The 25,509-nt window shown below is 59.6% G+C and carries 24 protein-coding genes and 1 tRNA gene; 19 read left to right on the top strand and 6 right to left on the bottom strand.

The window, feature by feature from the left end:
• Positions 1 to 184 precede the first annotated feature (184 nt).
• From mutY to mutM, 3 genes are all read right to left on the bottom strand, one after another.
• Positions 185 to 1,252, bottom strand: coding sequence for an A/G-specific adenine glycosylase (gene mutY, locus ABIE13_RS04530; protein WP_354441549.1), 1,068 nt, complete (start codon positions 1,250 to 1,252; stop codon positions 185 to 187).
• Complete coding sequence (locus tag ABIE13_RS04535; protein WP_354441551.1) at positions 1,249 to 3,207, bottom strand: dynamin family protein; 1,959 nt, start codon at positions 3,205 to 3,207, stop codon at positions 1,249 to 1,251. Before ABIE13_RS04535 ends, mutY begins: the two co-directional genes overlap by 4 nt.
• A 140-nt stretch (positions 3,208 to 3,347) precedes the next feature.
• Positions 3,348 to 4,160, bottom strand: coding sequence for a bifunctional DNA-formamidopyrimidine glycosylase/DNA-(apurinic or apyrimidinic site) lyase (gene mutM, locus ABIE13_RS04540; RefSeq protein ID WP_354441553.1), 813 nt, complete (start codon positions 4,158 to 4,160; stop codon positions 3,348 to 3,350).
• Positions 4,161 to 4,199: 39 nt separating this feature from the next.
• On the opposite strand from mutM, the gene ABIE13_RS04545 reads away from it, so the two are divergent.
• The 7 genes from ABIE13_RS04545 to ABIE13_RS04575 all read left to right on the top strand — a co-directional run bounded on the left by ABIE13_RS04545 (position 4,200) and on the right by ABIE13_RS04575 (position 10,230).
• Entirely contained in the window at positions 4,200 to 5,981 is a 1,782-nt protein-coding gene (locus ABIE13_RS04545) for a tetratricopeptide repeat protein (protein WP_354441555.1), read from the top strand.
• Complete coding sequence (locus ABIE13_RS04550) at positions 5,978 to 6,520, top strand: lipoprotein insertase outer membrane protein LolB (protein WP_354441557.1); 543 nt, start codon at positions 5,978 to 5,980, stop codon at positions 6,518 to 6,520. The genes ABIE13_RS04545 and ABIE13_RS04550 overlap by 4 nt, the downstream gene beginning before the upstream one ends.
• Before the next feature lie 25 nt (positions 6,521 to 6,545).
• Positions 6,546 to 7,406 (top strand): 4-(cytidine 5'-diphospho)-2-C-methyl-D-erythritol kinase, encoded by an 861-nt coding sequence (ispE, locus tag ABIE13_RS04555; protein WP_354441559.1) that lies wholly within the window; start codon positions 6,546 to 6,548, stop codon positions 7,404 to 7,406.
• Positions 7,407 to 7,444: 38 nt separating this feature from the next.
• Positions 7,445 to 7,521 (top strand) — tRNA-Gln (locus ABIE13_RS04560).
• Positions 7,522 to 7,630: 109 nt separating this feature from the next.
• Positions 7,631 to 8,608, top strand: a complete 978-nt coding sequence (locus tag ABIE13_RS04565; protein WP_354441561.1) for a ribose-phosphate pyrophosphokinase — start codon at positions 7,631 to 7,633, stop codon at positions 8,606 to 8,608.
• A 103-nt stretch (positions 8,609 to 8,711) separates the two neighbouring features.
• On the top strand, positions 8,712 to 9,335 hold the full coding sequence (locus ABIE13_RS04570; protein WP_354441563.1) for a 50S ribosomal protein L25/general stress protein Ctc: 624 nt from the start codon (positions 8,712 to 8,714) through the stop codon (positions 9,333 to 9,335).
• A 256-nt stretch (positions 9,336 to 9,591) separates the two neighbouring features.
• Entirely contained in the window at positions 9,592 to 10,230 is a 639-nt protein-coding gene (locus tag ABIE13_RS04575; protein WP_354441565.1) for an ABC transporter ATP-binding protein, read from the top strand.
• 275 nt (positions 10,231 to 10,505) lie between these two features.
• On the opposite strand, the gene ABIE13_RS04580 is transcribed toward ABIE13_RS04575, so the two are convergent.
• Complete coding sequence (locus ABIE13_RS04580) at positions 10,506 to 11,756, bottom strand: SMP-30/gluconolactonase/LRE family protein (protein ID WP_354441567.1); 1,251 nt, start codon at positions 11,754 to 11,756, stop codon at positions 10,506 to 10,508.
• The gene (locus ABIE13_RS04585; protein ID WP_354441568.1) at positions 11,753 to 12,655 is read right to left on the bottom strand and encodes a M24 family metallopeptidase; all 903 of its coding nucleotides are present in this window, start codon (positions 12,653 to 12,655) and stop codon (positions 11,753 to 11,755) included. Before ABIE13_RS04585 ends, ABIE13_RS04580 begins: the two co-directional genes overlap by 4 nt.
• Before the next feature lie 90 nt (positions 12,656 to 12,745).
• Between ABIE13_RS04585 and ABIE13_RS04590 the strand changes: the two genes are divergently transcribed.
• Positions 12,746 to 13,843: an AraC family transcriptional regulator gene (locus tag ABIE13_RS04590; RefSeq protein WP_354441570.1), complete on the top strand. Its 1,098-nt coding sequence runs from the start codon at positions 12,746 to 12,748 to the stop codon at positions 13,841 to 13,843.
• A gap of 96 nt (positions 13,844 to 13,939) precedes the next feature.
• Entirely contained in the window at positions 13,940 to 14,578 is a 639-nt protein-coding gene (pth, locus tag ABIE13_RS04595; RefSeq protein WP_354441572.1) for an aminoacyl-tRNA hydrolase, read from the top strand.
• A gap of 12 nt (positions 14,579 to 14,590) precedes the next feature.
• On the opposite strand, the gene ABIE13_RS04600 is transcribed toward pth, so the two are convergent.
• Positions 14,591 to 14,851: a YfhL family 4Fe-4S dicluster ferredoxin gene (locus ABIE13_RS04600; protein ID WP_354441574.1), complete on the bottom strand. Its 261-nt coding sequence runs from the start codon at positions 14,849 to 14,851 to the stop codon at positions 14,591 to 14,593.
• Positions 14,852 to 14,968: 117 nt separating this feature from the next.
• Here ABIE13_RS04600 and ABIE13_RS04605 point away from each other — a divergent pair, with 117 nt between their 5' ends.
• The 10 genes from ABIE13_RS04605 (at position 14,969) to ABIE13_RS04650 (ending at position 25,478) form a co-directional block, all read left to right on the top strand.
• Complete coding sequence (locus tag ABIE13_RS04605) at positions 14,969 to 15,937, top strand: ABC transporter permease (RefSeq protein ID WP_354441576.1); 969 nt, start codon at positions 14,969 to 14,971, stop codon at positions 15,935 to 15,937.
• A complete protein-coding gene (locus ABIE13_RS04610; protein WP_354441578.1) occupies positions 15,934 to 16,794 on the top strand; it encodes an ABC transporter permease in 861 nt (286 codons plus the stop codon). Before ABIE13_RS04605 ends, ABIE13_RS04610 begins: the two co-directional genes overlap by 4 nt.
• 109 nt (positions 16,795 to 16,903) lie before the next feature.
• Positions 16,904 to 17,944, top strand: coding sequence for an ABC transporter ATP-binding protein (locus ABIE13_RS04615; protein WP_354441580.1), 1,041 nt, complete (start codon positions 16,904 to 16,906; stop codon positions 17,942 to 17,944).
• Positions 17,910 to 18,758, top strand: coding sequence for an ATP-binding cassette domain-containing protein (locus ABIE13_RS04620; protein ID WP_354441582.1), 849 nt, complete (start codon positions 17,910 to 17,912; stop codon positions 18,756 to 18,758). The genes ABIE13_RS04615 and ABIE13_RS04620 overlap by 35 nt, the downstream gene beginning before the upstream one ends.
• Positions 18,759 to 18,841: 83 nt before the next feature.
• Positions 18,842 to 20,329 (top strand): ABC transporter substrate-binding protein, encoded by a 1,488-nt coding sequence (locus ABIE13_RS04625; RefSeq protein ID WP_354441584.1) that lies wholly within the window; start codon positions 18,842 to 18,844, stop codon positions 20,327 to 20,329.
• Positions 20,330 to 20,350: 21 nt separating this feature from the next.
• Positions 20,351 to 21,766 (top strand): amidase, encoded by a 1,416-nt coding sequence (locus ABIE13_RS04630; RefSeq protein ID WP_354441586.1) that lies wholly within the window; start codon positions 20,351 to 20,353, stop codon positions 21,764 to 21,766.
• Between the two features lie 69 nt (positions 21,767 to 21,835).
• Positions 21,836 to 22,690, top strand: a complete 855-nt coding sequence (locus ABIE13_RS04635) for a 3',5'-nucleoside bisphosphate phosphatase (RefSeq protein WP_354441588.1) — start codon at positions 21,836 to 21,838, stop codon at positions 22,688 to 22,690.
• A 13-nt stretch (positions 22,691 to 22,703) separates the two neighbouring features.
• Positions 22,704 to 23,327, top strand: a complete 624-nt coding sequence (locus ABIE13_RS04640) for an L-threonylcarbamoyladenylate synthase (RefSeq protein WP_354441590.1) — start codon at positions 22,704 to 22,706, stop codon at positions 23,325 to 23,327.
• A 151-nt stretch (positions 23,328 to 23,478) separates the two neighbouring features.
• The gene (locus tag ABIE13_RS04645; RefSeq protein ID WP_354441592.1) at positions 23,479 to 24,147 is read left to right on the top strand and encodes a site-2 protease family protein; all 669 of its coding nucleotides are present in this window, start codon (positions 23,479 to 23,481) and stop codon (positions 24,145 to 24,147) included.
• A gap of 17 nt (positions 24,148 to 24,164) precedes the next feature.
• Entirely contained in the window at positions 24,165 to 25,478 is a 1,314-nt protein-coding gene (locus ABIE13_RS04650) for a tryptophan--tRNA ligase (RefSeq protein WP_354441594.1), read from the top strand.
• Positions 25,479 to 25,509 lie beyond the last annotated feature (31 nt).

The raw sequence follows: 25,509 nt of genomic DNA on the forward strand, positions 1-25,509 counted from the left end.
GTATTTCCTGGGACCGCCGAGCTCCTGCTCGGCATCTGTGTTTCTTTTATCGCCGCAATGCCGAGCAAGAGCTCGGCGGTCCCAGGTCAAAAGCCCGCTCGCAAACGATAGCGCCTTAGCCCGAACGGTGTTTACCGCCCGAGTCCAGGGATGCGGCGCGCATCAGAACCTGTTCAGCATTGCCCTAAAGCCCTTCAACCAGCGGCCGTTCAAGAAAGCGCCGCACGGGTGCGGGCAATCCTTTGGCTTGCCATTGCCGTTCATCGAACCACTCGATCAAATCGACCGAGAGCGCGTCAACTGCTGCTGCGTCAAGATGCGTGGTTACCACATACAGATGCAAGTCTCTATGCGTCAGCACATGCACAAACGGTGCGTGCTCGATAACCTCATCCCACAGCTCCTCAGGAATGCATTTCATCAGCTCTTGCAACGAGCCATAAGCCGGCAAGCAATGCAGCCCAGCCCAAATGCCGGGCGCAGGCCGCTGAACCAGGCCCACACGCCCTTGACCATCGACGGCATGTAACAGCCATAGATCGGCGCGTGAGCGCTTGACGCGTCTGGTCTTGACCGGATAGCGCTCAGGCTCGCCCTCATGCGTGGCCACGCAATCTGCAGACAAAGGACACAACAGGCAAACCGGCCTTCGCAAGGTGCAGACCGTAGCGCCCAGGTCCATCAGGCCTTGCGTGTAAATGGGCATGCTCTGCTGAAGATGTTCCGTGGGCAACAGCGCTTGCGCTTTACCCCACAGAGCACGTTCATTCGCAGCGACGGACAGGTCATCAGCCATGCCCAGGTGACGGGCCAGAACGCGTTTGACATTGCCATCCAGAATGGCAGCGCGCTCCCCAAAGCAGAACGCTGCGATGGCCGCTGCCGTCGAGCGCCCTATGCCTGGCAGAGTTTGAAGAAGTTCTGCACTGCTCGGGAATTGGCCGCCGAAACGCGACACCACTTCCTGAGCACATCGATGCAGGTTTCGAGCACGAGAGTAATAGCCCAGGCCACTCCACAAAGCCATCACTTCATTTTCAGCCGCTGCTGCGAGTGCAGCCACATCTGGAAAATGCGCCAAAAACCTGGGATAGTAGTCCAGCACCGTAGAGACCTGCGTCTGCTGCAACATGATTTCCGACAGCCAGACGCGGTAGGGATCACGGGTGGCTTGCCATGGCAGGCCGTGCCGCCCGTGGCTGCCTTGCCAGACGATGATGCGGTCAGAAAATGATGGCCCGGCGCCCCTCACGCCGGCACGGCCTCGGACGCCGAATTGGACAGTGGCACATGCCGAGCTTGGCGCAATTCCCGTGTGAGCATCGCCAGGCGACCATCCAGCACGTTCAGCGCGACCTCTTGCTCCTCAATTTCGCCAAGGCGTTGATCGAGACCACCCGCAGCCTCCTGAATCCGCTCAATGGCCTCAATGCGGCGCGCGAAACCTTGTTGGCGCTCTCGCAATTGAACATCAAGCTGGGAAGATGCGGCCTTGTTCCAGAGCTCAATCTCTCCCAAAGCCGCATCGAAAGTTGAGCGCACGCGCGCAAACAAGGCACGCGCCAATCTCTCGGCGAATTCCGGGCGCGAAAGCTGAATCATGTTGCCAAAGCCCAGGTACTGCAGATGGCTGCGCTCCACTACCTTCAGATCATTCTCAAAGCGTTCAAGCTCCGGCACCGTCTGAAGCTGCAACGCGAATCCATAATCAGCGTTAAGCTGGCGAAACGCTACCGCCAGCATCGACTCGATTTCAGCTTCCAGAGAGCGCGCCTGCCTGATCACGCCATGCAGATTGGCGAACGCCTCGGCATAAGCTTTCTTCACACCCAGTTTCATGCCTGGCTCGCGGAGCACTGCCGTCAAAGGCGCCAGTTGCCCTTTGGTAGATGTGCTGCCAAGAAGCTTGAACACATCACGAAGCAGCTTGGTGTGTACGGAGCGCACCGCCATGACGTTGGCCGCGCCGCGGTCGAACTCTGATTTTTCCTGCTCCACTCGCAAGCGCATCTGACGGATCACGGTTCGGTTTTTACCGCGCAGGCCTCTTAGTTCCTGCATCTGTTCAAACAGTTCACGCCGACGGACTCCAAGCGTGCGCTGCGCTTGCGCCTGCAACTCGTTAACGCCTTGCAAGATAGCGGCTTCCAGCAAGCGCTGACGGGAGCCCAGCATGTCACGCCCAAGCACCTGCTCAAAGTCCGGCAGACGGCTTTGCTGCAGCAGCGCTGCATCGCCTCTGACCTTGGCCAACAAGCCCTTCTGCGCTGACAAGGCCTGTACAGCCGAAGGCTCCAGCCCAAGAATCTGAGCGGCCTGCTGACGCTGCTGTTCAATCTGCGCTTCGACGTCGCGCGGAGAACTGAGCCCATCCCACAGGGTGTCAATCTTGTTCAACAAGGCAAAGCGCATCCCGGGTCCGTCGTCAGCGGGGGCCAGATGCTCACGCCATATGGTGAGGTCGGATTTGGTCACGCCCGCATCTGCAGCGAGGATGAAGACCACCGCTTGAGCTTGCGGAATCAGATTGACGGTCAGCTCGGGTTCTGCACCAATCGCGTTGAGGCCAGGGGTATCCAGTACGACCAGACCCTGCTTGAGCAGCGGATGCACCATATTCACCAGCGCATGGCGCCAGCGTGGAATGCTCACCCGTCCGTCAGCATCGACAGGAGGATTGTCCTGCGGCCTTTCCTGATGCCAAAAACCAAGCGCGCTCGCCATTTCCTTGCTGACCGGAATAGTTTCTGAGACTTTCTCCATCGCAGCCGCCAGTTGCTCCGGATCACTCATATTCAGGTCAATATGGCTCCACTGTTCTGGCAGCATGCGCCATTCGCGCAGCGACTGCGGCTGCAAGCGCGTTTGAATGGGAAGCAAACGAAGGTAAGGAGACAAATGGGCGTCATATCCCAGCTCTGTCGGGCACATGGTCGTGCGGCCTGCCCTGGCAGGCATGATGCGGCGACCATAGGCCGGGAAAAACACCGCATTGATCAGCTCGGACTTGCCACGAGAGAATTCAGCCACAAAGGCCACCATGACCTTGTCCGATCGGAGTTGCTCGGAAAGTCCTTGCACACGCTCCCGGGAACTGGAATCCAGAAGCTCCGCCTCTTCCAGCCATTCAGTTAAATTCTTCAGGCGCAGGGCTGCCTCCTTGCGCCAGGCACCGTACCGATCAAACTGTTCGTTAAAGCCAGTCACCGCGACCCCTCTTTTTGCGGTTCATATTACACCTTGAAGTTATCTGTACTACTTCATGCGCGAGCTCTTGCGATGTCAAATGTGAACAATTAGGACTTATTGAGGAGAAGACGCTACAAGCACAGGCGAAAGGGTGCACTTCAGGCTTGGCAAACCGGGCAAAAAAACGTGGAACGCTGCCCTTGGCGAATCATCCGTATGGGCGATGCGCATACATGGCAGGGCTGCGCCGCCCGTCCGTAGACCGCCGCTTCGAGCTGGAAATGGCCTGTATCTCCCGTTGCGCTGGAAAAATCGCGCAAAGTGCTGCCTCCGCGCTCCACGGCTCGCGCCAGCACCTGGCGAATGGCTGCATGGAGGCGATCAGATCGAATGCGGGATAAGCGACTCGCTCGTACCGTGGGACGAATGCCCGCCAGAAACAGCGCCTCTGAGGCGTAAATATTGCCCACGCCGACCACGACATCTCCTGCCAGCAACACCTGTTTGATGGGCGCTCGCCGCGTCTTGAGCCCGGCGTGGAAGCGCGCCGGGTCGAACTCCTCACTCAAAGGCTCCATTCCCAAGCCCGACAGCAGCTTGCGCGCAGGATCGACCTGCTGACTCTCAGCCCACACCACGGCGCCAAACCGGCGGGGATCATGCAGGCGCAGCGTGCCAGCGGTTGTGACCAGATCGAAATGGTCATGGGTTCCTGGCGCCCCTGGATAAGGAGAGAACGCCAGGCTACCGGACATTCCCAAATGCACCAGCAAAACGCCTTGATCCAGTTCGAGAAGCAGGTATTTTCCCCTGCGACCGACCTCGTGCACCGTAAGACCGGCAAGCTCCTGGGGATCCAGGCCGAGCGGCCATCGCAGGGGTTTGCCCATTGTGGCTGACAGTATTCGTGCTCCGCGGATTCGTTCTGCGAAGCTACGGCGGGTTACTTCGACCTCAGGTAGCTCAGGCATGGGAAAACATCTATTTCAGGCATGGCTTATTATGATTGCATGCAGCATTTTTTCCGTGTTCTCCCGCTGATCTCGCTGATCCCTGGAATGGCGATTGCCCAGGCAACAGCGCCCTCCGAGCCCGCGTCGGCGCCAGCCAACCCCGCGTCTGTCGCCGCGCCAGCCGAGACACCCCGCCCATCCGCATTGACCGCGCGGCTCTTGTATGAGTTGCTGATCGGTGAAATGAGCTTCCAGGAAGGTGCAGCGCCTCAGGGCGTGGAAGTCATGCTCGACGCCGCCAGGCGAACTGCAGACCCTGCGCTTTACAAACGAGCTGTCGAGATGGCGATCCAGTCACGCTCAGGCCCCATGGCACTTGAAGCCGTGCGCGCATGGCGCCAGGCGGAGCCCAAATCGGTCGATTCCAACCGGATGGAGTTGCAACTGTTGGTGGCCCTGGGCCGCGTCGGCGAATCAGATGTTCCCATGAGTGCCACCCTGGCCGCGCTACCAGCGGGCGAACAGGAAGCATTCATCACGGCACTTCCCGGGTTGTATGCGCGCGCGGCCAACAAACCTGAAGCACTCCGGGCGGTCGAACGAGGCTTGGCCTCCGCCCTGAAAACCAATACGCTGGCGCCCGCCGCCTGGACCACGATTGGACGCATGCGGCTGGCCGTCGGCGACAACGCGGGGGCCGTGGCCGCGGCGACCTTGGCACAATCGGCCAACGCCAGTTCCGAATGGCCGGCCTTGCTGGCGCTCCAGCTCATGGGAGAGGCCGGGGAATCCAGAGCTGAAGCCCTGGTAGTCAGGTATTTGCGTGAGCCTTCCCCCAAACCCGAAGTGCAAATTGGCTATGCACGCGCCCTGCTCGATACGGGGCGTGGTCAGCAAGCACGCGAACAACTGGCAGACCTGACTCGTCGCCAACCCAACTATCCAGAAGGCTGGCTGGCGCAGGGCCTGCTGCTGGCCGAGGGGCGCCACGATGCTCAAGCAGAGGCATCTCTCACCCAATACCTGAAACTGGCCCAGGAAATGCCTGCCGACGAACGCGTAGACAGAGCCAACGGCCTGAATCAGGCACGCATGACTCTGGCGCAAATTGCGGAACGCAGCGGCAACTATGCGGCAGCAGAAAGCCTGCTCTCAGGTGTCAGCGGCACGGAACAAGCGATGGACGTGCAATTGCGGCGGGCATCCATCATGGCGCGGCAAGGGCGCCTGGATGAGGCCAGGCAACTGGTGCGCGACATTCCTGCCACTCGGCCTGAGGACACACGCATGAAGCTTGCAGCAGAAGCGCAGCTTCTGCGCGACAACAAGCAACCACAGCAGGCTTATGAGCTGCTCAAGGCAGAGTTGCAGAAAAATCCAACCGACGAAGATCTGCTGTACGACACAGCCATGGCCGCGGAAAAGTTGGGCTTTGTGGACGAGATGGAGCGCCTGCTGCGCCAGGTCATAGAGCGCAAACCTGACTCCCAGAGTGCTTACAACGCCCTGGGCTACACGCTGGCTGAACGCAATATCCGGCTTCCAGAAGCCAAGAAGCTGATTGAAACCGCCGTCAAGCTGGCCCCTGACGACCAATACATCCAGGATAGTCTGGGATGGGTTGAATTCCGTCTGGGTAATCACGCAGAAGCGCTGCGCATACTGCAAGCGGCTTTCGCCAAACGGCCTGACGCCGAAATTGCAGCTCACCTGGGTGAAGTGCTCTGGACCATGGGCCGCCAGGACGAGGCCAAAGCGGTCTGGAAAGAGGGCCTGCGCTTGGCTGCGGACAACGAAACCTTGCAGGAAGCACTCAAGCGACTGCAAGTCCCGCTGTGAAATCCGCTGTGAAGGCAGCAGCCGGCCCTGCTCTTTCCATGGTCAACGCACGCCGCCAAACCCTCCAGGCGCTGACACTGGGATCAGTCGTTCTGCTGTCGGGCTGCGCCACCGCACGGAAAGAACCCGCCGCCGTCGACAAGGAAAGATCGTCCTGGACGGGTCGGCTCGGATTGACCATTGCTTCTGATCCTCCGCAATCGTTTTCTGCTGGCTTTTCACTGAGTGGCAACGCCGAGACTGGCCAACTTTCCCTGAGTTCGCCCCTCGGGAGCACTCTGGCTGCTATGCATTGGCAACCTGGCTCAGCCGTACTGAACCAGGGCGGCAAGGAACAGCGCTTCAATTCGCTGGACGAGCTTGTCACGCAAACCAGCGGCACGCCCATCCCCATACGCGCCTTGTTCGCCTGGCTGCGTGGCGAGCCCGAAACCGTAGAAGGTTGGCAAGCAGACCTCAGCTCCCTGCCCGATGGCCGTCTGCATGCCCAGCGCCTGCAGCCACTGCCTACCGCAGAATTGCGCCTGGTATTTGACTGACTAGAACGCGTCCTGACGCTTTTTCATGCGCGCCCTTTTCGACGTGCCGGCACCGGCCAAGCTCAATCTATTTCTCCACATCAATGGGCGCCGCCCGGATGGCTACCACTTGTTGCAGTCAGTTTTCATGCTGATCGACTGGTGCGACACACTTCATTTTGAACGCCGATCGGACGGCGAGATCTCGCGGGAAGACTTGAACGGCCAAGCCCTGCCCGCTGATGATCTTTGCACCCGCGCAGCAAGGGCACTGCAAGCGGCCACGGGTTGCCGGGATGGCGTGCACATCGGGCTGCACAAGCAGCTTCCGGCCCAGGCAGGCATGGGTGGCGGGTCTTCGGACGCGGCCACAACATTGCTGGCGCTCAACCGGCTTTGGGGTCTTGGCCTCAAACGCGGGCAACTTGAATCCATAGGCCTCACGCTGGGTGCCGATGTGCCTTTTTTCCTGCGCGGACAAAATGCGTGGGTTGAGGGCGTTGGCGAGCAAATCTCTCCTATAGAATTGCCAGCCGCTTCGTTTGTTGTGGCCAAGCCGCCAGCCGGCCTCGAAACTAAAGTAATTTTTTCTGACGAGAATCTAAAGAGAGACACAAAACTTGCTATACTCGCAGGCTTCGCTGCAATCCCCTGGGGCTTTGGCCACAACGATCTGCAGCCAGTAGCAGAGCGGCTTTGTCCGCTCATTGCAGAAGGTCTTGATGCTTTTAAAGCGCACGGCCTTCAAGGCAGAATGACTGGCTCAGGCAGCGCTATATTTGCCCGTTCAAGTAACGGTGTCCCAACTGAGTTGGTACATTCACTAGAATCGGCAAATTGGCAAATCAGGGGCTGTAGCAATATGGCAAGTCATCCGCTAGTCGGTTGGGTTGCCAGCGACGATTGAAGGCAGTCACCTCCTACTTCGGAGGTGGTGGCCAGTGTAGGGGAGTCGCCAAGTTGGTCAAGGCACCGGATTTTGATTCCGGCATGCGAGGGTTCGAGTCCTTCCTCCCCTGCCAAACCATTATCGTTATAGAAGACACCGGGCGCGCGCCGAAAGGCGCCACCCGGTTCATAGTTCGATAAAAAGAAGTCTGCCGCCCCGCCCGCGCAACCACCGGAAAGCTCATGCAGCCGTCAACCTCCTCCGACTTTCTGGTGTTCACTGGCAACGCCAATCCCGCTATGGCCGCTGAGATTGCAAGCAATCTCGGTCTTACGCTGGGCGCCGCCGACGTCGGCCGCTTCTCTGACGGAGAAGTCACGGTAGAGATCAAGCAGAACGTTCGTGCGCGCGATGTGTTCGTGGTGCAGTCCACTTGTCAGCCCACCAACGAAAACCTGATGGAATTGCTCATCATGGTCGACGCGCTCAAGCGCGCGTCGGCTGAGCGCATCAGTGCAGTCATTCCCTATTTTGGCTATGCGCGCCAGGATCGTCGCCCTCGTTCCACGCGGGTGCCGATTTCTGCCAAGGTCGTGGCCAACATGCTGCAGGCGGTAGGCGTGAACGCGGTGCTGACCATGGATCTCCATGCGGACCAGATCCAGGGCTTTTTTGACATCCCGGTAGACAACATCTACGCCTCGCCCGTATTGCTGGGCGATCTGCGGCAGAAAAACTACGAAGACCTGTTGGTCGTCAGTCCAGACGTCGGCGGTGTGGTGCGTGCCCGTGCGTTGGCCAAGCAGCTGGGCTGCGACCTGGCCATCATCGACAAACGTCGGCCAAAGGCCAACGTAAGCGAAGTGATGCACGTCATCGGCGACATCGAAGGCCGCAATTGCGTCATCATGGACGACATGATCGACACCGCTGGCACGCTGGTCAAAGCGGCAGAAGTGCTCAAGGAGCGCGGTGCCAAAAAAGTCTACGCGTATTGCACGCACCCTATTTTCTCTGGCCCCGCCATTGAACGCATTGCCCAGGGCAGCGCGCTTGATGAAGTCGTGGTGACCAACACCATTCCCCTGTCCGACAGCGCTTCGGCCTGCAGCAAGATCCGCCAGCTTTCAGTGGCGCCTCTGATTGCACAGACGATCCAGCGTATTGCACGCGGTGAATCGGTGATGAGTTTGTTCTCCGAACAGGACAACCTGTTCTAAGAACACATACGGCCAGTGCCCCTGCCTTTGCTGGTTAGTGGGACCTGGCTTTTTTAAACCGAAGCTGCACTGGTCGCGGTCGGCTTCATCCAAGGAGTTAGTTATGAAATTTGTCGCTTTTGAGCGCGCCAAGCAGGGTACGGGTGCGAGCCGCCGTCTGCGTAATGCCGGCAAAGTGCCCGGTATTGTTTACGGGGGCGAAGGCGAGCCTCAGCTGATCGAGCTCGACCACAATGCTCTGTGGCAAGCCATCAAGAAAGAAGCTTTCCACTCTTCCGTTCTGGAGATGGACCTGGGCGGCAAAGCCAGCCAGGTGCTGCTGCGCGATCTGCAGATCCACCCCTACAAACAGCAAGTGCTGCACATCGATTTCCAGCGCGTCTCGGCCAAGACCAAGATTCACATGAAAGTGCCACTGCACTACTCCGGTGAAGAAGAGTCCACTGCTGTCAAAATTGACAAGTGCCTGGTCAACCACGTGCTGACCGAATTGGAAGTGTCCTGCCTGCCAGCCGACCTGCCAGAGTCCATCAACATTGACCTGTCCAAACTGGAAAAAGGCGCTACGCTGACATTGAACGATGTCGCACTGCCTAAAGGTGTCCAAGCTGTCCTGCACGGCAAAGACAACCCAGTGCTGGTTTCCGTGGTGAATCCTGCTGCTGAAGAAGCTGAGCCAGAGCCAGCAGCCGCTCCTGCAGCCGCTCCTGCTCCTGAGAAGAAGTAATTCTCGGCTTACGCCGATACGTTTCGCAGGCTAAGTGATTAGTCAGCGACCGACGAGGAAAATGCCCCGCTCATGCGGGGCATTTTTTTTGGGAACGGTAAGTTTATCAATAGCCAGTCTGGGCTCTACCAACGCGTTCTTCAGATGAGTACGGCGACGCTTTGCCACCATGCGCGCTGTTGACTTGTGAGGCGCGAGGGCCGCTCCCAGGAGGACTCACCGTGTGGCCAATCCGAGTTTGCTGTAAGGTTGAGGCATGAACTCAGCGGCCATCGCGTCCATTCTCGTCGTCAAAGATTTAAGCTTCGCGTACGCAAATAGGCCTGCGCTTTTGTCAGCTTGGAGCGTTCGCATCGGTGCCGGGCTGACCCAGCTCTATGGTGGCGACGGGAGCGGAAAGTCGACGCTCCTCCGGTTATTTGCAGGCAAGCTTCTCGGCGAAGGCCAACTGAGCGTCGCCGGCGCGCGTCTACACGTAGAACCCGAAACCTATCGACAGAACGTGTTCTTTATTGAGCCAGGGACCGATGCATTTAATGAGGTCTCGGCAACTGAGTGCACCTTGTCGTTGAGTGCGGGGGATTCGCGTTTCGACGCGCAGAAATGGCGCGCACTTGCAGAGGGTTTCTCTCTAACGCCGCATCTTGACAAGCCAATGTACATGCTCTCGACAGGGTCGAAGCGAAAAGTCTGGTTGGCGGCTGCGCTCGCCTCAGGACGCGCGCTCACATTGCTCGACGAACCGACCTCAGCGCTCGATGCCAACTCGATTCGTTTCTTGTGGCGAGTCCTCTCCGATAGCGCTGGTCAACCCGGCCGCGCAATCGTGATTGCAAGCGCCGAGCGAATCGATTCTGTACCGCTTTCAAGTTTGATTGAGCTACCGTCATCATGAGGTAGCCTTTGGTGGGGCCGGGAAGGCTGACCGCTACAGATGTACATGACGTCCCGCGTTCAAGTGCGGGTTTGACAGATTTCACGGCAATCGCGAAAACACCAGCAACCGGTTGCCATTCCCCTCTCGCATCAGCCGGGCAGAAACGTCTGCCCGTTCGCCCTTGAATCCGGCTGCCTCAAGACGACGCGCCACAAGCTCTACTTACGCGGTTCTCCGGAGCGCCGATCTGCAAGTACCTCTTAACGCGGTGCGCTAAGGAGCGCAGAGCCATGCTACGGATCCCGTAGAGGGTTCTTAATGCGCACAATCCCTCGTTGCTTGCTTGAGAACGGCGCCATGTAGACGTAACCGTCAGGCCCCGGCAAGGCTGAGGCGTTGTGCACGAGCTTGGCGCCGGTGTACCAAGCGCTATACAGCGGTTCGGCGGCGTCGGGGCTCAGCACCAGCACGCCGGTGGTCTTGGGCTGTGGCATCAAGTTGAGGGGCAGACGTAACAGCACCTCCTTGGCCCAAGGCTTGCCATGCAACCAGGTCATGAGGGGCGAGCGCTGAGCATACATAGCGCACCAGATGCGGCCCGCGGCGTCACGATCCATGCCGTCACACATTCCCGCGAGGCCGTTTTGCACAAGCTCGATGCGCCCTGCTTTCGGTCCACTCACGTGGACACGTGCGATCTGAAAGCCGGTCGTCAGGCTCGTGAGGATAGCCTGCTCCTGGTCTTGACTGGGATGGAGGTCCACCAGCAGTCCGTCTGGGAAATGCATGCCCTGCGCAACCAAGCGCGTTTGCCCCGTGACGACCTCGTGCATCCAGATCCGGCCGTTGCCGCGAAAGGCCACCGCCTCAGGCACGGCCCCTCCGCCCATGGAAGCGCCTGCGTACGCGAAAGGCTCCGAGAAGTAAATGCGCTTGCCGTCGGCCGACACCTCCAGATCGTTGCAGAAGGCGAGCGGGCGTTGCTTGCCACTTGCAACACCACGTACGGACTGCGGCGCGCCGGCATCGGCAAGACCCCAGGCTCTCTGGCCGTCGATGACCGTGTCTGGCACATCCAGCACCAGCGGCTCGATCTTCCTTGTCGACACCGAGAGGCGATACAGGCCGACGCGCTCGCCTTCTGGATAGGTTCTCCCCCACAGCCGCGAAGCGCAGAAGTACACCGTGTCGTGTTCTGTGGGCGACTCATGCAGGCCGGCGGCCATCAGGGGCGGGTCGACAAACGGCTCTGCCTTGCGGGCCACCGGGTCGTATGACCAGATGCGCCCGTCCATCGCAGACAACAGCCAGCGTTGGCCTTGGTCGAGGAACACGACGTCGTCGTATCCCGGGACGGTGGCTTCCAGCACTTCCAGCCCCGAGTCGAAGTCGGCGGACCTGTCTACGGCGAGCGCTGCGCGCTCAGCCTCGCCGTCGATGGTCAGCGCCACCGTGGGCGAATGGTGCGGCGCCGGGGCGGCAGCCACCCACCAAGCGGCAATGGCTGTTATGGCGGCGATGGCGAAGATGCCTGCTTTCTTCATGGCGCGCCCCTCTTGCCATTTCGCACATGCGGTACGTCATCGTCAAGCCAGTAGCACCGCTTTTCCTCGACAACCAGGATCTCCTCGAACTTGCATCCCCCACCCGGCCAGCCAATGTGCGGCTCGATTGCCCACAACCCCAGCTTGCGTCCGATGTGTTCGGGCGAGAGCGCGGCCGACGGCCCAAGCCGTAGAAATGCGAGATTCGTGTCCAGCGAAAACCAGCCGAAGGCGCGAAAACCCACCCGGGCCGAGCTTCCCTTGCGCACCTTCATCCGGAAAACCCGGTGGCCCAGCACACAGTGCGGGTACTTGGCATGGACGGTGTCATAACCGGCACCGGTAATGCGCCTATTCACCGCGTGCCAGATCTCAGCCGGTGTCATCGCGCTGGCGAACATCGCAGGAATCTCGCTACGCAAGACCAACATGAATTCACGCGCCTTCTCCAGCTCGGAATTCGGCCCAACAGACACCGCATAGCCCACATCCCCGATGTAACCGTCGAGGATGGGTGATACATCCAGGATGGCTGCTGCACCCTGCTCCAGCGGCCTGTCACTGGGGTGGTAGTCGCCATAGCCCGAATACCCGTCGAACCGCGAATGATCGCCAAACCACGCAAATGGGCGGTGCAGGAAGCGTTCGGTGCCGCGCTCTCGCAGGTAATCGGCAAGCAGGCTGGCCGCCTCGCGCTCGGTCATCCCCGGCAACAGTTGGGCCGCCACATGCTCAACAGCGTCATAGGCCAGTCGCTGCGCGCGGCGGAAGCCCTGCAATGCCTCGGCCGTAGCCTGGCGGTCGGCCCCACCAGCCATCCGGTGCGAGGCATAACGTGAGATGCTGCGGTAGAGCCGGTCGAGAGGTCCCGTAGGTTCGGGCGTATAGCCAAGTGGCATGCATGTCTCCTCATATCCTTGTGGCCCTAATCTAGGTGGAAGCGAGCGGGGCGTATTGACCAATCTGCGGGAAAATTGACTGAACTTCCCATGGACAACCTCGCAAACCACTCCCCACCGCACCAACCGGCACCACCCGGTGAGGGGTTTTCTGTGGCGGTGCACTTCTTTCAACTGCTGGCTGACTACACCGAGCGCAAAGGTTTGGCCATGCCTGTGCTCCTGGCGCGAGCAGGCCTGCCGACTTCCGCCGCGCGAGGCGATGCCAACGGCCGCGTACCTTTTGACGTGTTTCGCGCGCTGTGCGATGCGGCGGCAGAGCTGCTTTGCGACCCCTCGCTAGGCCTGCACCTGGGTGCCTCAATCCGGCCCGGCCATCTCGGCTCGCACGGCTATGCGCTCATGAATTGCACCGACGCACTGGATCTGGCGCGGCAGTCGGCGCGCTACTCGGCTCTCAGCATAGATGCCTGCCGCAACGTCATCGAGCAACGCGGTGACGAATTCGTGCGAACCATCCACAGCAACCTGCCCGGCAATGCGCCACTAGGGCGCATCTGCGAAGACCTACAGCACGCGATTGCCGTCACCTTTGGCCGCTGGATCACAAACCGGGAGGACGCCACCCCCCTCTGGGCGTCGTTTCGCTATCCGCAACCGGATGATCTCGCGGAATATGAAGCCCTGTTTCGTTGCCCGCTGCGCTTTGGCGAGGACACACAGGCCATCGCCTTTGATGCCCGCATCGCCAGCCTGCCGCTGCCACACGCCGATCCGCAGGTGCGGCGGATGATGGAAGACCTGTGTGCCAAGCTGATGCGACAACTCGCCAGCGCATTCGAGCCAGCTTGGCTGGAGCTCGCCCGCCGCGCCACTCTGGATGCGTTCCGGAGTGGAGGCCCCGAACCAAACAGGATCGCCGCCGCCATAGGCGTCACGCCCGACCACTTCAAAGCACTGCTCGCACAACACGATCTGAGCTTTCGCTCCTTTGTCGATGACTTGCGCCAGGCAATGGCGCTCAGCTATATACGCGACACGCGGCTTTCCCTGGTAGATATCGCATTTCTTCTCGGCTTCTCGGAACAGAGCGCTTTCCAGCGCGCCTTCAAGCGCTGGACGGGCGAGACACCTGGGCAGTGGCGCAGAGGCGCAGCCTTGCCGAACCACTCCATGGAGGGTGCGTAGCCACCGGGGCTCGCTGGGCAGTCCGCTCACGCAGGTATCGCATTGCAATAGTGCCACCCAACGGCCACGGCTCATTCCTCGCCCGATAATCACCACATGATCAAGCTGTTCGTAGGCCTCGGCAATCCGGGCCCTGAGTATGAAGATACCCGGCATAACGCCGGGTTTTGGTGGATTGACGCCGTAGCACGCGCACTAGGCGTCAACCTGGTGATGGAGCGTGGCTACCACGGAAAAATGGCACGTGTGAACGTACAAGGGCGCACCATTTGGCTGCTGGAACCCCAGACTTTCATGAATTTGTCTGGCAAATCGGTGGCAGCACTGGCGCGTTTCTACAAAATCGCACCAGAAGAGATTCTGGTCGTTCATGACGAACTGGACCTGCCGCCAGGACAAGCCAAGCTGAAAAAAGGCGGAGGGCATGCTGGCCATAACGGGCTGCGCGATATCCATGCCCAATTGGGTTCCTCGGACTACTGGCGGCTTCGCCTGGGCGTGGGCCATCCCGGAGACAAGTCTCAGGTTGTGGGATGGGTGCTTAAAAAACCGCCTTCAGAAGAGCTTGCGGCGATTGAAGAAGCGGTCGCTCGGTCTGCCATAGCTTTGCCTATGATGGCCACAGGCGATATGGAACGGGCTACAGTGCAAATTCACACCTCAAAGCCGCCCCGTGAGAAACCTCCGCGAAAGGAAAATCCTGGTGCTGGGAGCGACGGGGCCAAGCAGGCGTGAAAACCGGGGCTTTCAGCTCGCTTTCTCAGCGGCCTGCAAGCGCCTATATTTCTCCCACAAGGTCTCTTTATCTTCAGACCATTCGGGATTCAAGGGAATGCATTCGACCGGGCAAACCTGTACGCATTGCGGTTCATCAAAGTGACCCACGCATTCCGTGCACTTGGAGGGCTCTATAACGTAGAACTCCTGCCCCATGGAAATCGCATCATTCGGGCACTCTGGCTCGCAGACGTCGCAGTTGATGCATTCGTCAGTGATCATCAGTGCCATAAAGCGACTCCGGCGGACCTTTCGGGTTTCATGTGTGAATTATCCGCCTCGCGCGGCCTTTGCGCTCATAAGTCTCCGCAAAGCCGCTACCTTTTGTGTTGATAATGCCGCGCAACGATGAGTTACTTTCTCTTCAAACGCGTCCTGACCCTGATCGCCACCCTGGCGGCCACCTCGGTCATCGTGTTCTCCGTACTTGAAATTCTGCCCGGAAATGCCGCTCAGGTGCTCATGGGCCCGGACGCCGACCCCTCCGCGGTACACGCCAAGGCACTGGAGCTGGGCCTTGACCAACCTGCAATGCAGCGCTATTTCCAATGGCTGGGTGGATTGGTTCGCGGCGACATGGGCCAGTCCTATGTCTACGGATCACCAGTTTCCGAATTGATTGCAGAGCGGCTTGCGCTGACGGTGCCTTTGGCGCTGATGGCCATGTTGCTGACCACCGTGCTCGCTCTGGTGGTAGGCATTTATGCGGCTGCCAACCATAACCGGGCGGGGGATGTCGGGCTCATGACGGTGGCGCAGATCGGCATAGCTATTCCCAATTTCTGGTTCGCCATTCTGCTGATCCTGCTTTTTTCGGTGAAGTTGCAGTGGTTTTCGGCCGGCGGCTTCGATGGCTGGTATTTTGAAGACGGCTTTTGGCCCGGTCTGTGGGAAGGCCTGAAGGCACTGATTCTTCCGGCCATCGCTCTGGCAGTGGTGCAAGCGGCCATACTGGCCCGCTTTTGCCGCTCTGCAGTGCTGGAAGTCTTGCGCGAAGATTTTGTTCGTACCGCCCGTGCCAAGGGGCTGTCTCACCGGGCCACACTCTGGGGCCATGTGCTGCGCAATGCCCTGATCCCGGTGATCACGGTCATGGGCATGCAGTTTTCGGAGTTGCTTGCGGGCACCATCGTGGTCGAGAGCGTGTTCTACCTGCCGGGCCTTGGCCGCCTTATTTTTCAAAGCATCGCCAACCGTGACCTGATTGTGGTGCGCAACTGCGTCATGCTGCTGGCGGCCATGGTGGTGGTGGTGAATTTCTTTGTCGATCTGCTCTATGCCCGGATCGATCCGCGCGTCAGGGGCCAGGAAATATGAGCGCCATGAACCCCCCGTTTGCTAGCGCCGTACCTGGTTTCTGGCTGCGGGCCCGCAGTCACCCTGGATTCGTCATTGGCGGCGTATTGGCTCTTTGCCTGTTGTTGGCGGCCCTGGTTTCCTATTTCTGGACGCCCTATTCCGTCTTTGAAGTGAACATGGACGCCAAACTCCTTGCGCCAAGCGGCCAACATTGGCTGGGCACCGATGCATTCGGGCGCGACGTCAGTTCGCTGTTGCTGGTAGGCGCCCGCGCTTCAATACTGGTGGGCGTGATCGCCGTGGGCATAGGCCTGGTGGTGGGCACCGCTCTTGGCTTGCTGGCATCGGCGCGGCGTGGCTGGATGGAAGAGCTGATCATGCGCGTTTCCGACTTCGGCATGGCATTTCCCGCCATCCTCACCGCCATCATGCTGACGGCGGTGTATGGCCCAGGGATTGTCAACGCCATCATCGCCATAGGCATCTACAACATTCCAACTTTTGCGCGCATCACTCGCGCTTCCGCCAACTCCATCTGGAGCCGGGACTATGTGCTGGCCGCACGCGCCTGCGGCAAGGGCAGCTGGTCCATCACCTGGCAGCACGTGCTGCCCAATATCCTGCCCGTGCTGATCGTGCAGGTGACGATACGCTTTGCTATTGCCATCCTCGCCGAGGCAGCCCTGTCCTATCTGGGCTTGGGCACCCAGCCGCCGCAGCCCAGCTGGGGCCGGATGCTGGCTGAGGCACAGACTTTGATGTTCCAGGCTCCGATGCTGGCTGTGTGGCCTGGGCTGGCGATTGCCCTTGCGGTATTGGGACTCAACTTGATGGGCGATGGTTTGCGCGACCTGCTCGATCGTCGGCTCACATAGCGTGTCATAAGTTCACCTGGTGGCCACTGAAAAACGCCTCACAACGCAATAATAAACACGTCCTCCGATCACGCCCAACGCGACCAAGCGCACCCTAAGAAAATACCTGATGCCCTTACTCGAAGCCCATCGCCTTCGTGTCGACCTGAGCACCCACCGAGGCAGCGTGACGGCGGTGCGCGACATGAGCTTTACGCTCGATCGCGGCGAAACGCTGGGGTTGGTGGGCGAATCAGGTTGCGGGAAATCCATGACTGCCCTGGCCTTGATGGGCCTGCTCCCCGGCAACGGTACGGCCACCGGCAGCATTCGGCTGCACGGCCAAGAACTGCTGGGATTGCGTGATCGTTCGTGGCGCGAAGTGCGTGGTCGACGCATGGCCATGATCTTCCAGGAACCAATGACGGCGCTCAACCCAGTTCACCGCATTGGTCAGCAGATTGCCGAGCCCATGCGCCTGCACCTGGACATGAGCGCAGAGGCCGCTCAGCGCAAGACCATCGAGCTGCTGGAACGCGTGGGCATTGCTGACCCCGCCAGGCGCGTGGACAGTTTCCCGCACCAGTTCTCTGGCGGTCAGCGTCAGCGCATCATGATCGCCATGGCTTTGGCAGCAGACCCTGAAGTGCTGATTGCCGACGAGCCCACCACGGCATTGGACGTGACCGTGCAAAAGCAGGTCCTGCAATTGATTGCAGACCTGGTCACTGAGCGAGGGATGTCGCTCATCCTGATCTCCCATGATCTGGGAGTCATTGCACAGAACGTCCAGCGAGTGCTGGTGATGTATGGGGGCCATGTGGTCGAGAACGGCTCGACATCAGACATCTTTGCCCGCCCCGCTCACCCTTACACGCGTGGATTGCTGGCCTCTCGTCCCAGCCTTGCCCACCGGCTGATCGCTCACCGCAGTGATCGCCTGCCTACGATACCGGGCTCCGTACCCGACCTCTTGCACATGCCAGCAGGTTGCCCTTTCTCTACTCGATGCGCGTTCGCACAATCTGCCTGCCATGTAGCCATTCCTCCCGAGATCACGCTGGCAAGCAGTCATCACGTGCGCTGTGGCGTTCCTGAAGCGATCGCCCCGAACTCTTTCACGGGAAACCATTTTGATGGCGGACATGGACAACTCCCCCAGTCTGCTTGAACTCACCGACCTCACTCGCAGTTATGTACTGCCGAGGGAGTCGCTGTTCAGGCCGGCACGTTCCGTGCACGCACTGCGAGGTGTCACGCTGAGCATACGGGCCGGCCGCAGCATGGGTATCGTAGGAGAGTCAGGCTCTGGCAAAAGCACACTGGCCCGCCTGGCGATGGCACTTGAGCGGCCTACAAGCGGATCAGTACGCTTTGAAGGACGAGATCTGAATGCCCTGTCTGCGGCCGATCTGCGCCTTGCCCGGCGCGACTTCCAGATGATCTTCCAGGACCCTTACGGGTCTCTGGACCCTCGTGTACCGGTGTGGAAGACCGTCATGGAGCCCATGTTCGCCACAGAGCGGCTGTCTCATGCGGAGCAACGCAAACAAGCTGCGGTTGTGCTCGAATCTGTCGGACTGCGCGCAGATATGCTTGACCACTATCCGCATCAGTTTTCTGGCGGCCAGCGACAGCGCATTGCCATTGCCCGCGCGATTGTGACGCGGCCCAAACTGATCATTGCCGACGAAGCCGTGAGCGCGCTGGACGTCTCCGTGCAAGCGCAGGTGCTCAACCTGATGGCCGACCTGCGAGACAAGCAAGGCATGACTTTTCTCTTCATCAGCCATGATTTGGCGGTGGTAAGCCACCTATGCGCCGACGTGGCCGTGATGAAGGACGGGCTGATCGTCGAGCAGGGGCCAGTACGGCAGGTGTTAACGCAACCAAGTCACGCCTACACGCGCACCTTGCTGGAGTCTGTACCCCGTCTGGCAGCAGCCCAGTGGCCTACAAACCCCAGAGAGTCTGAAAGCCTCTGAGACCGGCAAGCACGGAAATTGGCCCCGCTGATCCTCCTGAGCTACGATGCGCCCTCAAGCTCACGACCTGGAGACTCTAGAAAATGAAACGCCGCGCATTTGCCTTGTCCATTCCCGCCGCTGCTGCGCTTGTGGGGCAACCGGCCCTCGCACAAGAACGCAAGAATGCCGTGGTGATGGGCATCACGCTTGAGCCGCCAGGGCTGGACCCCACTGCAGGTGCAGCTTCGGCCATTGCGGAGATCGTGCAATACAACATTCTGGAAACGCTCACCAAGATCAACGCCAATGGCAGCGTCACGCCCCTGCTGGCCGAACGGTGGGAAGTGTCCCCCGATCTGCGCACCTACACATTCTTCCTGCGCAAAGGAGTGAAGTTCAGCAATGGCGAGCCCTTCAACGCCTCTGCAGTGAAATTCAGCTTTGAACGAGCAGGCGCTGAAAAGAGTACGAACAAGGACAAACGCACTTTCGCTTCCATGGAAAGTGTCCGCGTCGTGGATGAACACACTTTGGTCATCATCAACAAGGAGCCCGACCCGGACTTCCTGTTCTACATGGGCCAGGCCACATCGGTCATCGTCGAGCCCAAGAGCGCCAACACCAATAACGCCACCCCTGTGGGCACGGGCCCCTACGCACTGGAGCGTTGGAGCAAGGGGTCTTCAATCATCCTGCGCGCATCCTCTACGTACCGAGCGCCCGGTGCTGTGCGGATCAAGCGCGCCACGTTCCGCTTTATCAGCGACCCTGCGGCTCAAGTGGCTTCTGTGCTTTCAGGCGACGTGGACGCATTTGTGCGCGTGACTCCTCGCGGCGCGTCTCAGTTCAAGGCCAATTCTCGCCTGCAAACCATCGTCAGCGGCTCGCGAGCCAAGACCGTGCTGGCCATCAACAACGCAAAAAAGCCCCTGAACGACGTCCGTGTTCGGCGCGCCATTGCGGCAGCCATCGACCGCAAGGCAGTCATTTCCGGCGCCGGTGACGGTCTTGGGATAGCCATAGGAAGCCACTACGTGCCCGGCGCCGCCGGCTATGTCGACACCACGCAAGTCAACGCCTACGATCCCGACAAAGCCCGCGCCTTGCTGAAAGAAGCAGGCATCACCACGCCGCTGGAACTGAGCCTGGTCTTGCCCCCTCCGCCCTATGCACGTCAGGGTGGCGAAGTGATCGTGGCTCAGTTGGCTAAAGTCGGCATCATTGCCAAGGTACAGAACGTGGAATGGGCCCAGTGGCTCTCCAATACCTATGGCGGGGCACACAATTACGACATGACCATCATCAGCCACGTGGAACCGTTCGATCTGGTCAACTTCACCAAGCCGGACTACTACTGGGGCTACAACAATCCAAAGTTCAACGCGCTGTTCGACAAGATCAAGACCACTCCCAATGTGGCCGAGCGCAACAAGCTGTTGGGCGAAGCCCAGAAGATGCTGGCCGACGACGCCGCCCTGGCCTGGCTCTACCAGCCTCAATGGCTGACGGTGGCGAACCGCCGCCTGACAGGCCTATGGACAGACATGCCCGTGTTCGTCAACGATTTGGCAGCGCTTGGCTGGACTTGAAAGATCAGGAGCTTGTCAGCCATGGCTTTGCATGAACTTTCTGCGCACGAACTGATTGCAGGCTACAAGGCCGGCGAATTTTCCCCGGTGGAAGTGACGCAGTCCGTGCTCGGGCAAATCGAACGCTGGGAACCGCATCTTGCGGCCACTTATCTTCTGCGGCCTGAGGCTGCCTTGGCGCAGGCTCGAGCTGCGGAGGCGCGATGGCTCAAGGGAGAGCCTTGTGGCGCCTTGGATGGGGTGCCAATCACCATCAAGGACAACATTGCAACCCAGGGCGACCCCACGCCGCTGGGCACCAAGGCGGTAACCCTTTTGCCCGCGCCCGCTGACGCGCCGCCCGCGGCCAGGGTGCGCGAAGCTGGTGCGGTCATCGTCTGCAAGACCACCATGCCTGACTACGGCATGCTGTCTTCAGGACTCTCCACCTACCACGCCATTGCACGCAACCCCTGGGACACCACTCGCACACCTGGCGGTTCCAGCGCGGGCGCAGCTACGGCAGCCGCGGCCGATTACGGCCCCCTGCACCTGGGAACCGATATAGGTGGCTCGATCAGACTGCCCGCAGGCTGGTGCGGCCTCGTCGGTCTGAAGCCCAGCCTGGGCCGCGTGCCGATCGACCCGCCCTACATGGGACGTGCCGCCGGCCCCTTGACGCGAACCGTCGACGACGCTGCTTTGCTGATGCAAGTGCTCAGCCGCCCGGACTCAAGGGACTGCATGGCACTGCCCCCGCAAGCCATTGATTGGTCACTGGCCTGGAGGCAAGACAAATCCCTGGCTGGCGTACGCATAGGCTTGTGGCTGGAAGCTGGCTGCGGTCTTCCTGTCGAGCCTGCCATCCGCGCGGCCGTTGAACATGCGGCACATCTGTTTGAGGAGCACGGCGCCATCGTGACGCTGTTGAAACCCATCATGACACCAGAGCTGCTGTCAGGGCTGGATCATTTCTGGCGCATGCGCTCCATGCTGGACATTGATGCGCTCAGCTCTGAAGCCCGTGCCACTGTGTTGCCTGTGATCCGTGACTGGGCCGAGAGTGCGCGAACCATGAGCGGGCCGGATGTCTTTCGCGCCTTCAATGCCACGCACGCCACGCGCGTGGCCACCCAGGCGGCCCTACAGGATTTTGATTACGTCCTGTCTCCTACAGCCCCCGTTGGGCCCGCGCCATTTGATTGGGCATCTCCCACCAATGACCCGCTTCGCGGCCTGGAGCACATAGGTTTTACCGTGCCGTTCAATATGGGCGAGCAACCTGCCATCTCCGTCAACTGCGGATACGCCGACTCCGCTTCGGGCGACGGCAAACTGTGGCCGATAGGCTTGCAGATCGCGGGCCAGCGCTTCGATGATCTGGGCGTACTGCAAATGGCAAAAGCCTTCGAGCAACTGCGCGGTCCGCAGAAAGACTGGCCTTTGCGGGGCCTGTGAAAACAGGTCTGCCGCCTCGTTGTAGGCAGTCTGGGTTCATGAATTCCCACAGACCCATAAAATGGGGCTGTGAATGCACCAATCAACGCCGATCTCCATTGCCACTCCACCGTCTCTGACGGCACGCTTGAACCTGAAGTTCTGGCCGCTCGGGCCAAAGCCAACGGCGTAGAACTATGGGCGCTGACCGACCACGACGAACTAGGTGGTCAGCAACGAGCCCTCGAAGCCGCGCAGGCGCAGGGAATGAAATACCTCACCGGGGTGGAAATTTCCGTCACGTTTGCAGATGTCACTGTGCATGTGGTCGGACTTGGGTTCGATCACACAGACCCGCAAATGGTGGAAGGCTTGGCAGATACGCGCGATGGCAGGGGCCCGCGTGCACTGGAAATGAGCAACCAACTTGCCAAAGTTGGTATTCACGGCGCCTACGAAGGCGCTCTCAAATATGCGGGAAACCCCAAACTGGTTTCACGCACGCATTTCGCCAGGTTTCTGGTGGAATCTGGCGTATGCCGCGACACGTCCGAGGTGTTTCGCAAGTATCTTACGGAAGGAAAGCCTGGATACGTGGAACATCGCTGGGCAAAACTGGGCGACGCCGTCCGCTGGATCACACAAGGCGGCGGAATTGCAGTCATTGCCCATCCCGCGCGCTACAACCTCTCGCCTACCCTCGAATATGCGCTGTTTACCGAATTCAAACAGCACGGCGGGCAAGGCGTGGAAGTGGTCACGGGGAGCCACTCCTCGGCCGAGGCGATTCGCTACGGCGAGTTGGCGCGTGAACTGGATCTACTCGCTTCGCGTGGCAGTGATTTTCACAGCCCCACGGAAAGCCATGTCGATCTTGGCAAACTCCCTCCCCTACCCGCGGGCCTTACACCCGTATGGTCGCAGCTTCGCGATCGCATTCATTGATTGACTCTTCACAGTGGCACAGTATTTCAGCGTTCATCCTGCCAACCCTCAGCCGCGACTGCTCAAACAGGCTGCAGAGTTGCTCCGCCAAGGCGGCATCCTGGCCATTCCCACAGACTCCAGCTATGCCTTGGTCTGCCAGCTCGACGACAAGAGTGCAGCCGAATCGCTCAGGCGCATCCGGGCGTTGGACGACAAACAGCCGCTTTCGCTGATTTGCAGGGACCTTAGCGAACTGGCCAACTACGCCCGCGTAGACAACACACAGTTTCGCCTGCTGAAGCTGGGAACACCGGGACCATTCACTTTCGTTCTCGAAGCCAGCAAGGAAGTACCGCGCCGGCTCAGTCACCCCCAACGCAAGACGATCGGGCTGCGAGTGCCAGAGCACCGGGTCGTGCTCGATCTCATTGAACAGCACGGCGGACCGCTACTGGCCACCACATTGATCCTGCCGGGCGAAACGGATCCTTTGAACGATCCGGAGTCCATTCGAGATCGTCTGGAGAAGCAAATTGCAGGTGTGATTGACTCTGGCGGCTGCCCCTCGGAGCCGACCACAGTGATTGATCTGACCGAAAGTCCCCCTGAGGTTCTCCGCCAAGGGCGCGGAGATCTCGCGCAACTGGGTCTTTAACGCTCGCCACACCCCCATTTTTTTAAGCCAGAGCACCCCTGATTGAACCTGAGTGCCACTGGGGGGTGAAATTTTCACGCCGCAACTCAGCCGGTTCTCCTGCTTCCTTCTGAATACGTCGCCTTCAACGCCTCTCTGAGACAATCCGACTGTGGACATCGCCAACATCATCCAAACCATCGCCATCTACGCCATTCCGGTGCTTTTTGCCATTACTGTGCATGAAGCCGCCCATGGCTATGTAGCGCGCTATTTCGGCGACAACACGGCCGCCATGTTGGGCAGGGTCACGCTGAACCCGCTCAAACACATCGACCCCATCGGCACCATCGCCATGCCGCTGTTTCTCTACATAGCCACCGGCGGTGCCTTCCTGTTCGGTTATGCCAAGCCGGTACCCGTGCATTTCGGCCGGTTGAGAAACCCGCGTTGGGATTCCGTCTGGGTTGCTCTGGCCGGTCCTGGCGTCAACCTGATTCAGGCCATTGTGTGGGGCATCGCCCTCTACCTGCTACGTGGTGCCGACGTGCAAGAGCGCTTTTTCCTGGAGATGTGCCGCGCAGGCGTGCTGGTCAACGTGGTTATGTTCGTCTTCAACCTCTTCCCACTGCCGCCACTCGACGGTGGTCGCGTCATGACCAGCCTGCTGCCCACCAGACTGGCCATTCCGTTCAGCCGGATAGAGCCCTGGGGCTTCTTCATCGTCATGGCACTGGTCGTGGCTGGGGTCATCAGCAATTTGTGGATGCGCCCATTGATGTCCCTGACCTTCGGTTTTCTTGATCTGGTGCTCTCGCCCTTGGCTGCTCTGCTCCGCTAGTTCTCTCTGCGTTTTTCATGACTGCTCAAAAACTCGTACGCTCGCTCACCGGCATCACCACGACCGGTACCCCCCACCTGGGTAACTATGTGGGAGCCATACGCCCTGCGGTACGCGCAAGCCGCCAGCCGGAGACAGAAAACTTCTATTTCCTGGCGGATTTCCATGCACTTATCAAGTGCGATGAGCCCGCCCGCATACAGCGCTCAACGCTCGAGATTGCAGCCAGTTGGTTGGCAGCAGGCCTGGACCCTGACAGAGTCACCTTCTATCGCCAGAGCGACATCCCGGAGATTCCGGAGCTCACGTGGCTGCTCACCTGTGTCACCGGCAAGGGAATCCTGAACCGTGCGCACGCCTACAAAGCTGCACTGGACAAGAACGAGGCCGCTGGCCAGGATGCGGATTTCGATGTCACTGCTGGCCTGTTCATGTACCCGGTGCTCATGGCGGCCGACATCCTGATGTTCAAGGCTCATCGCGTACCAGTTGGCCGGGATCAGGTTCAGCACATCGAAATGGCGCGTGACATCGCGCAGCGCTTCAACCATTTGTATGGCGAGCATCTGGTGTTACCCGAAGCAGCCATAGACGATAACGTTGCCTTGCTGCCCGGTCTGGATGGCCGCAAGATGAGCAAAAGCTACGACAACACCATTCCCTTGTTCGGCCCACGCGAGCAAATGCGCAAGCAAATCATGGGCATCGTGACGGATTCAAGGGCTCCGGGCGAGCCCAAGGACATCGAAGGTTCGGCGCTTTTTTCAATTTACCGCGCTTTCGCCAGTGAGAAAGAAACCCAATCGTTTGCAGAGGCCTTTGCGGACGGCATTGGCTGGGCAGACGCGAAGCAGCAGTTGTTTGAGCGCATTGACCTCGAGATCGCGCCCATGCGTGAGCGCTACCAACATCTTATTGAACACCCTGCTGAAGTTCAGGCGATCTTGATCGCTGGCGCTGAAAAGGCTCGCACCACTGCCGCACCTTTTCTGCGGGATCTTCGCTCCGCAGTAGGCCTGCGTCCGCTTGGTAGTAATAAATCGCACACTGAACACAAAAGTCAGCAAAAAGAGGCGTTGCCGCAGTTCAAGCAATATCGCGAAAAAGACGGCCGGTTTTACTTTAAGTTTGCACAAGCCAACGGCCAAGTCTTGCTGCAAAGCATCGGTTTTGAATCCCCCCGCGAAGCCGGACAGGCTGTCAAACGCTTGCAAACCGAGGGCTCCGCTGCTTTGAAGGAACTTGAAGCGGTGTTGGAACCCTTGAGCCAAGTGACCACTCCAATGATCACTGATGCATTAAAACGTCTGCTTGATGAAACAAACCCGTGAAATACGACCTAATTGTGAGGTTTTGATAGTG

It is taken from the genome of Ottowia thiooxydans, assembly GCF_040548795.1.
GTDB classification, from domain to species: Bacteria; Pseudomonadota; Gammaproteobacteria; order Burkholderiales; family Burkholderiaceae_C; genus Ottowia; species Ottowia thiooxydans_A.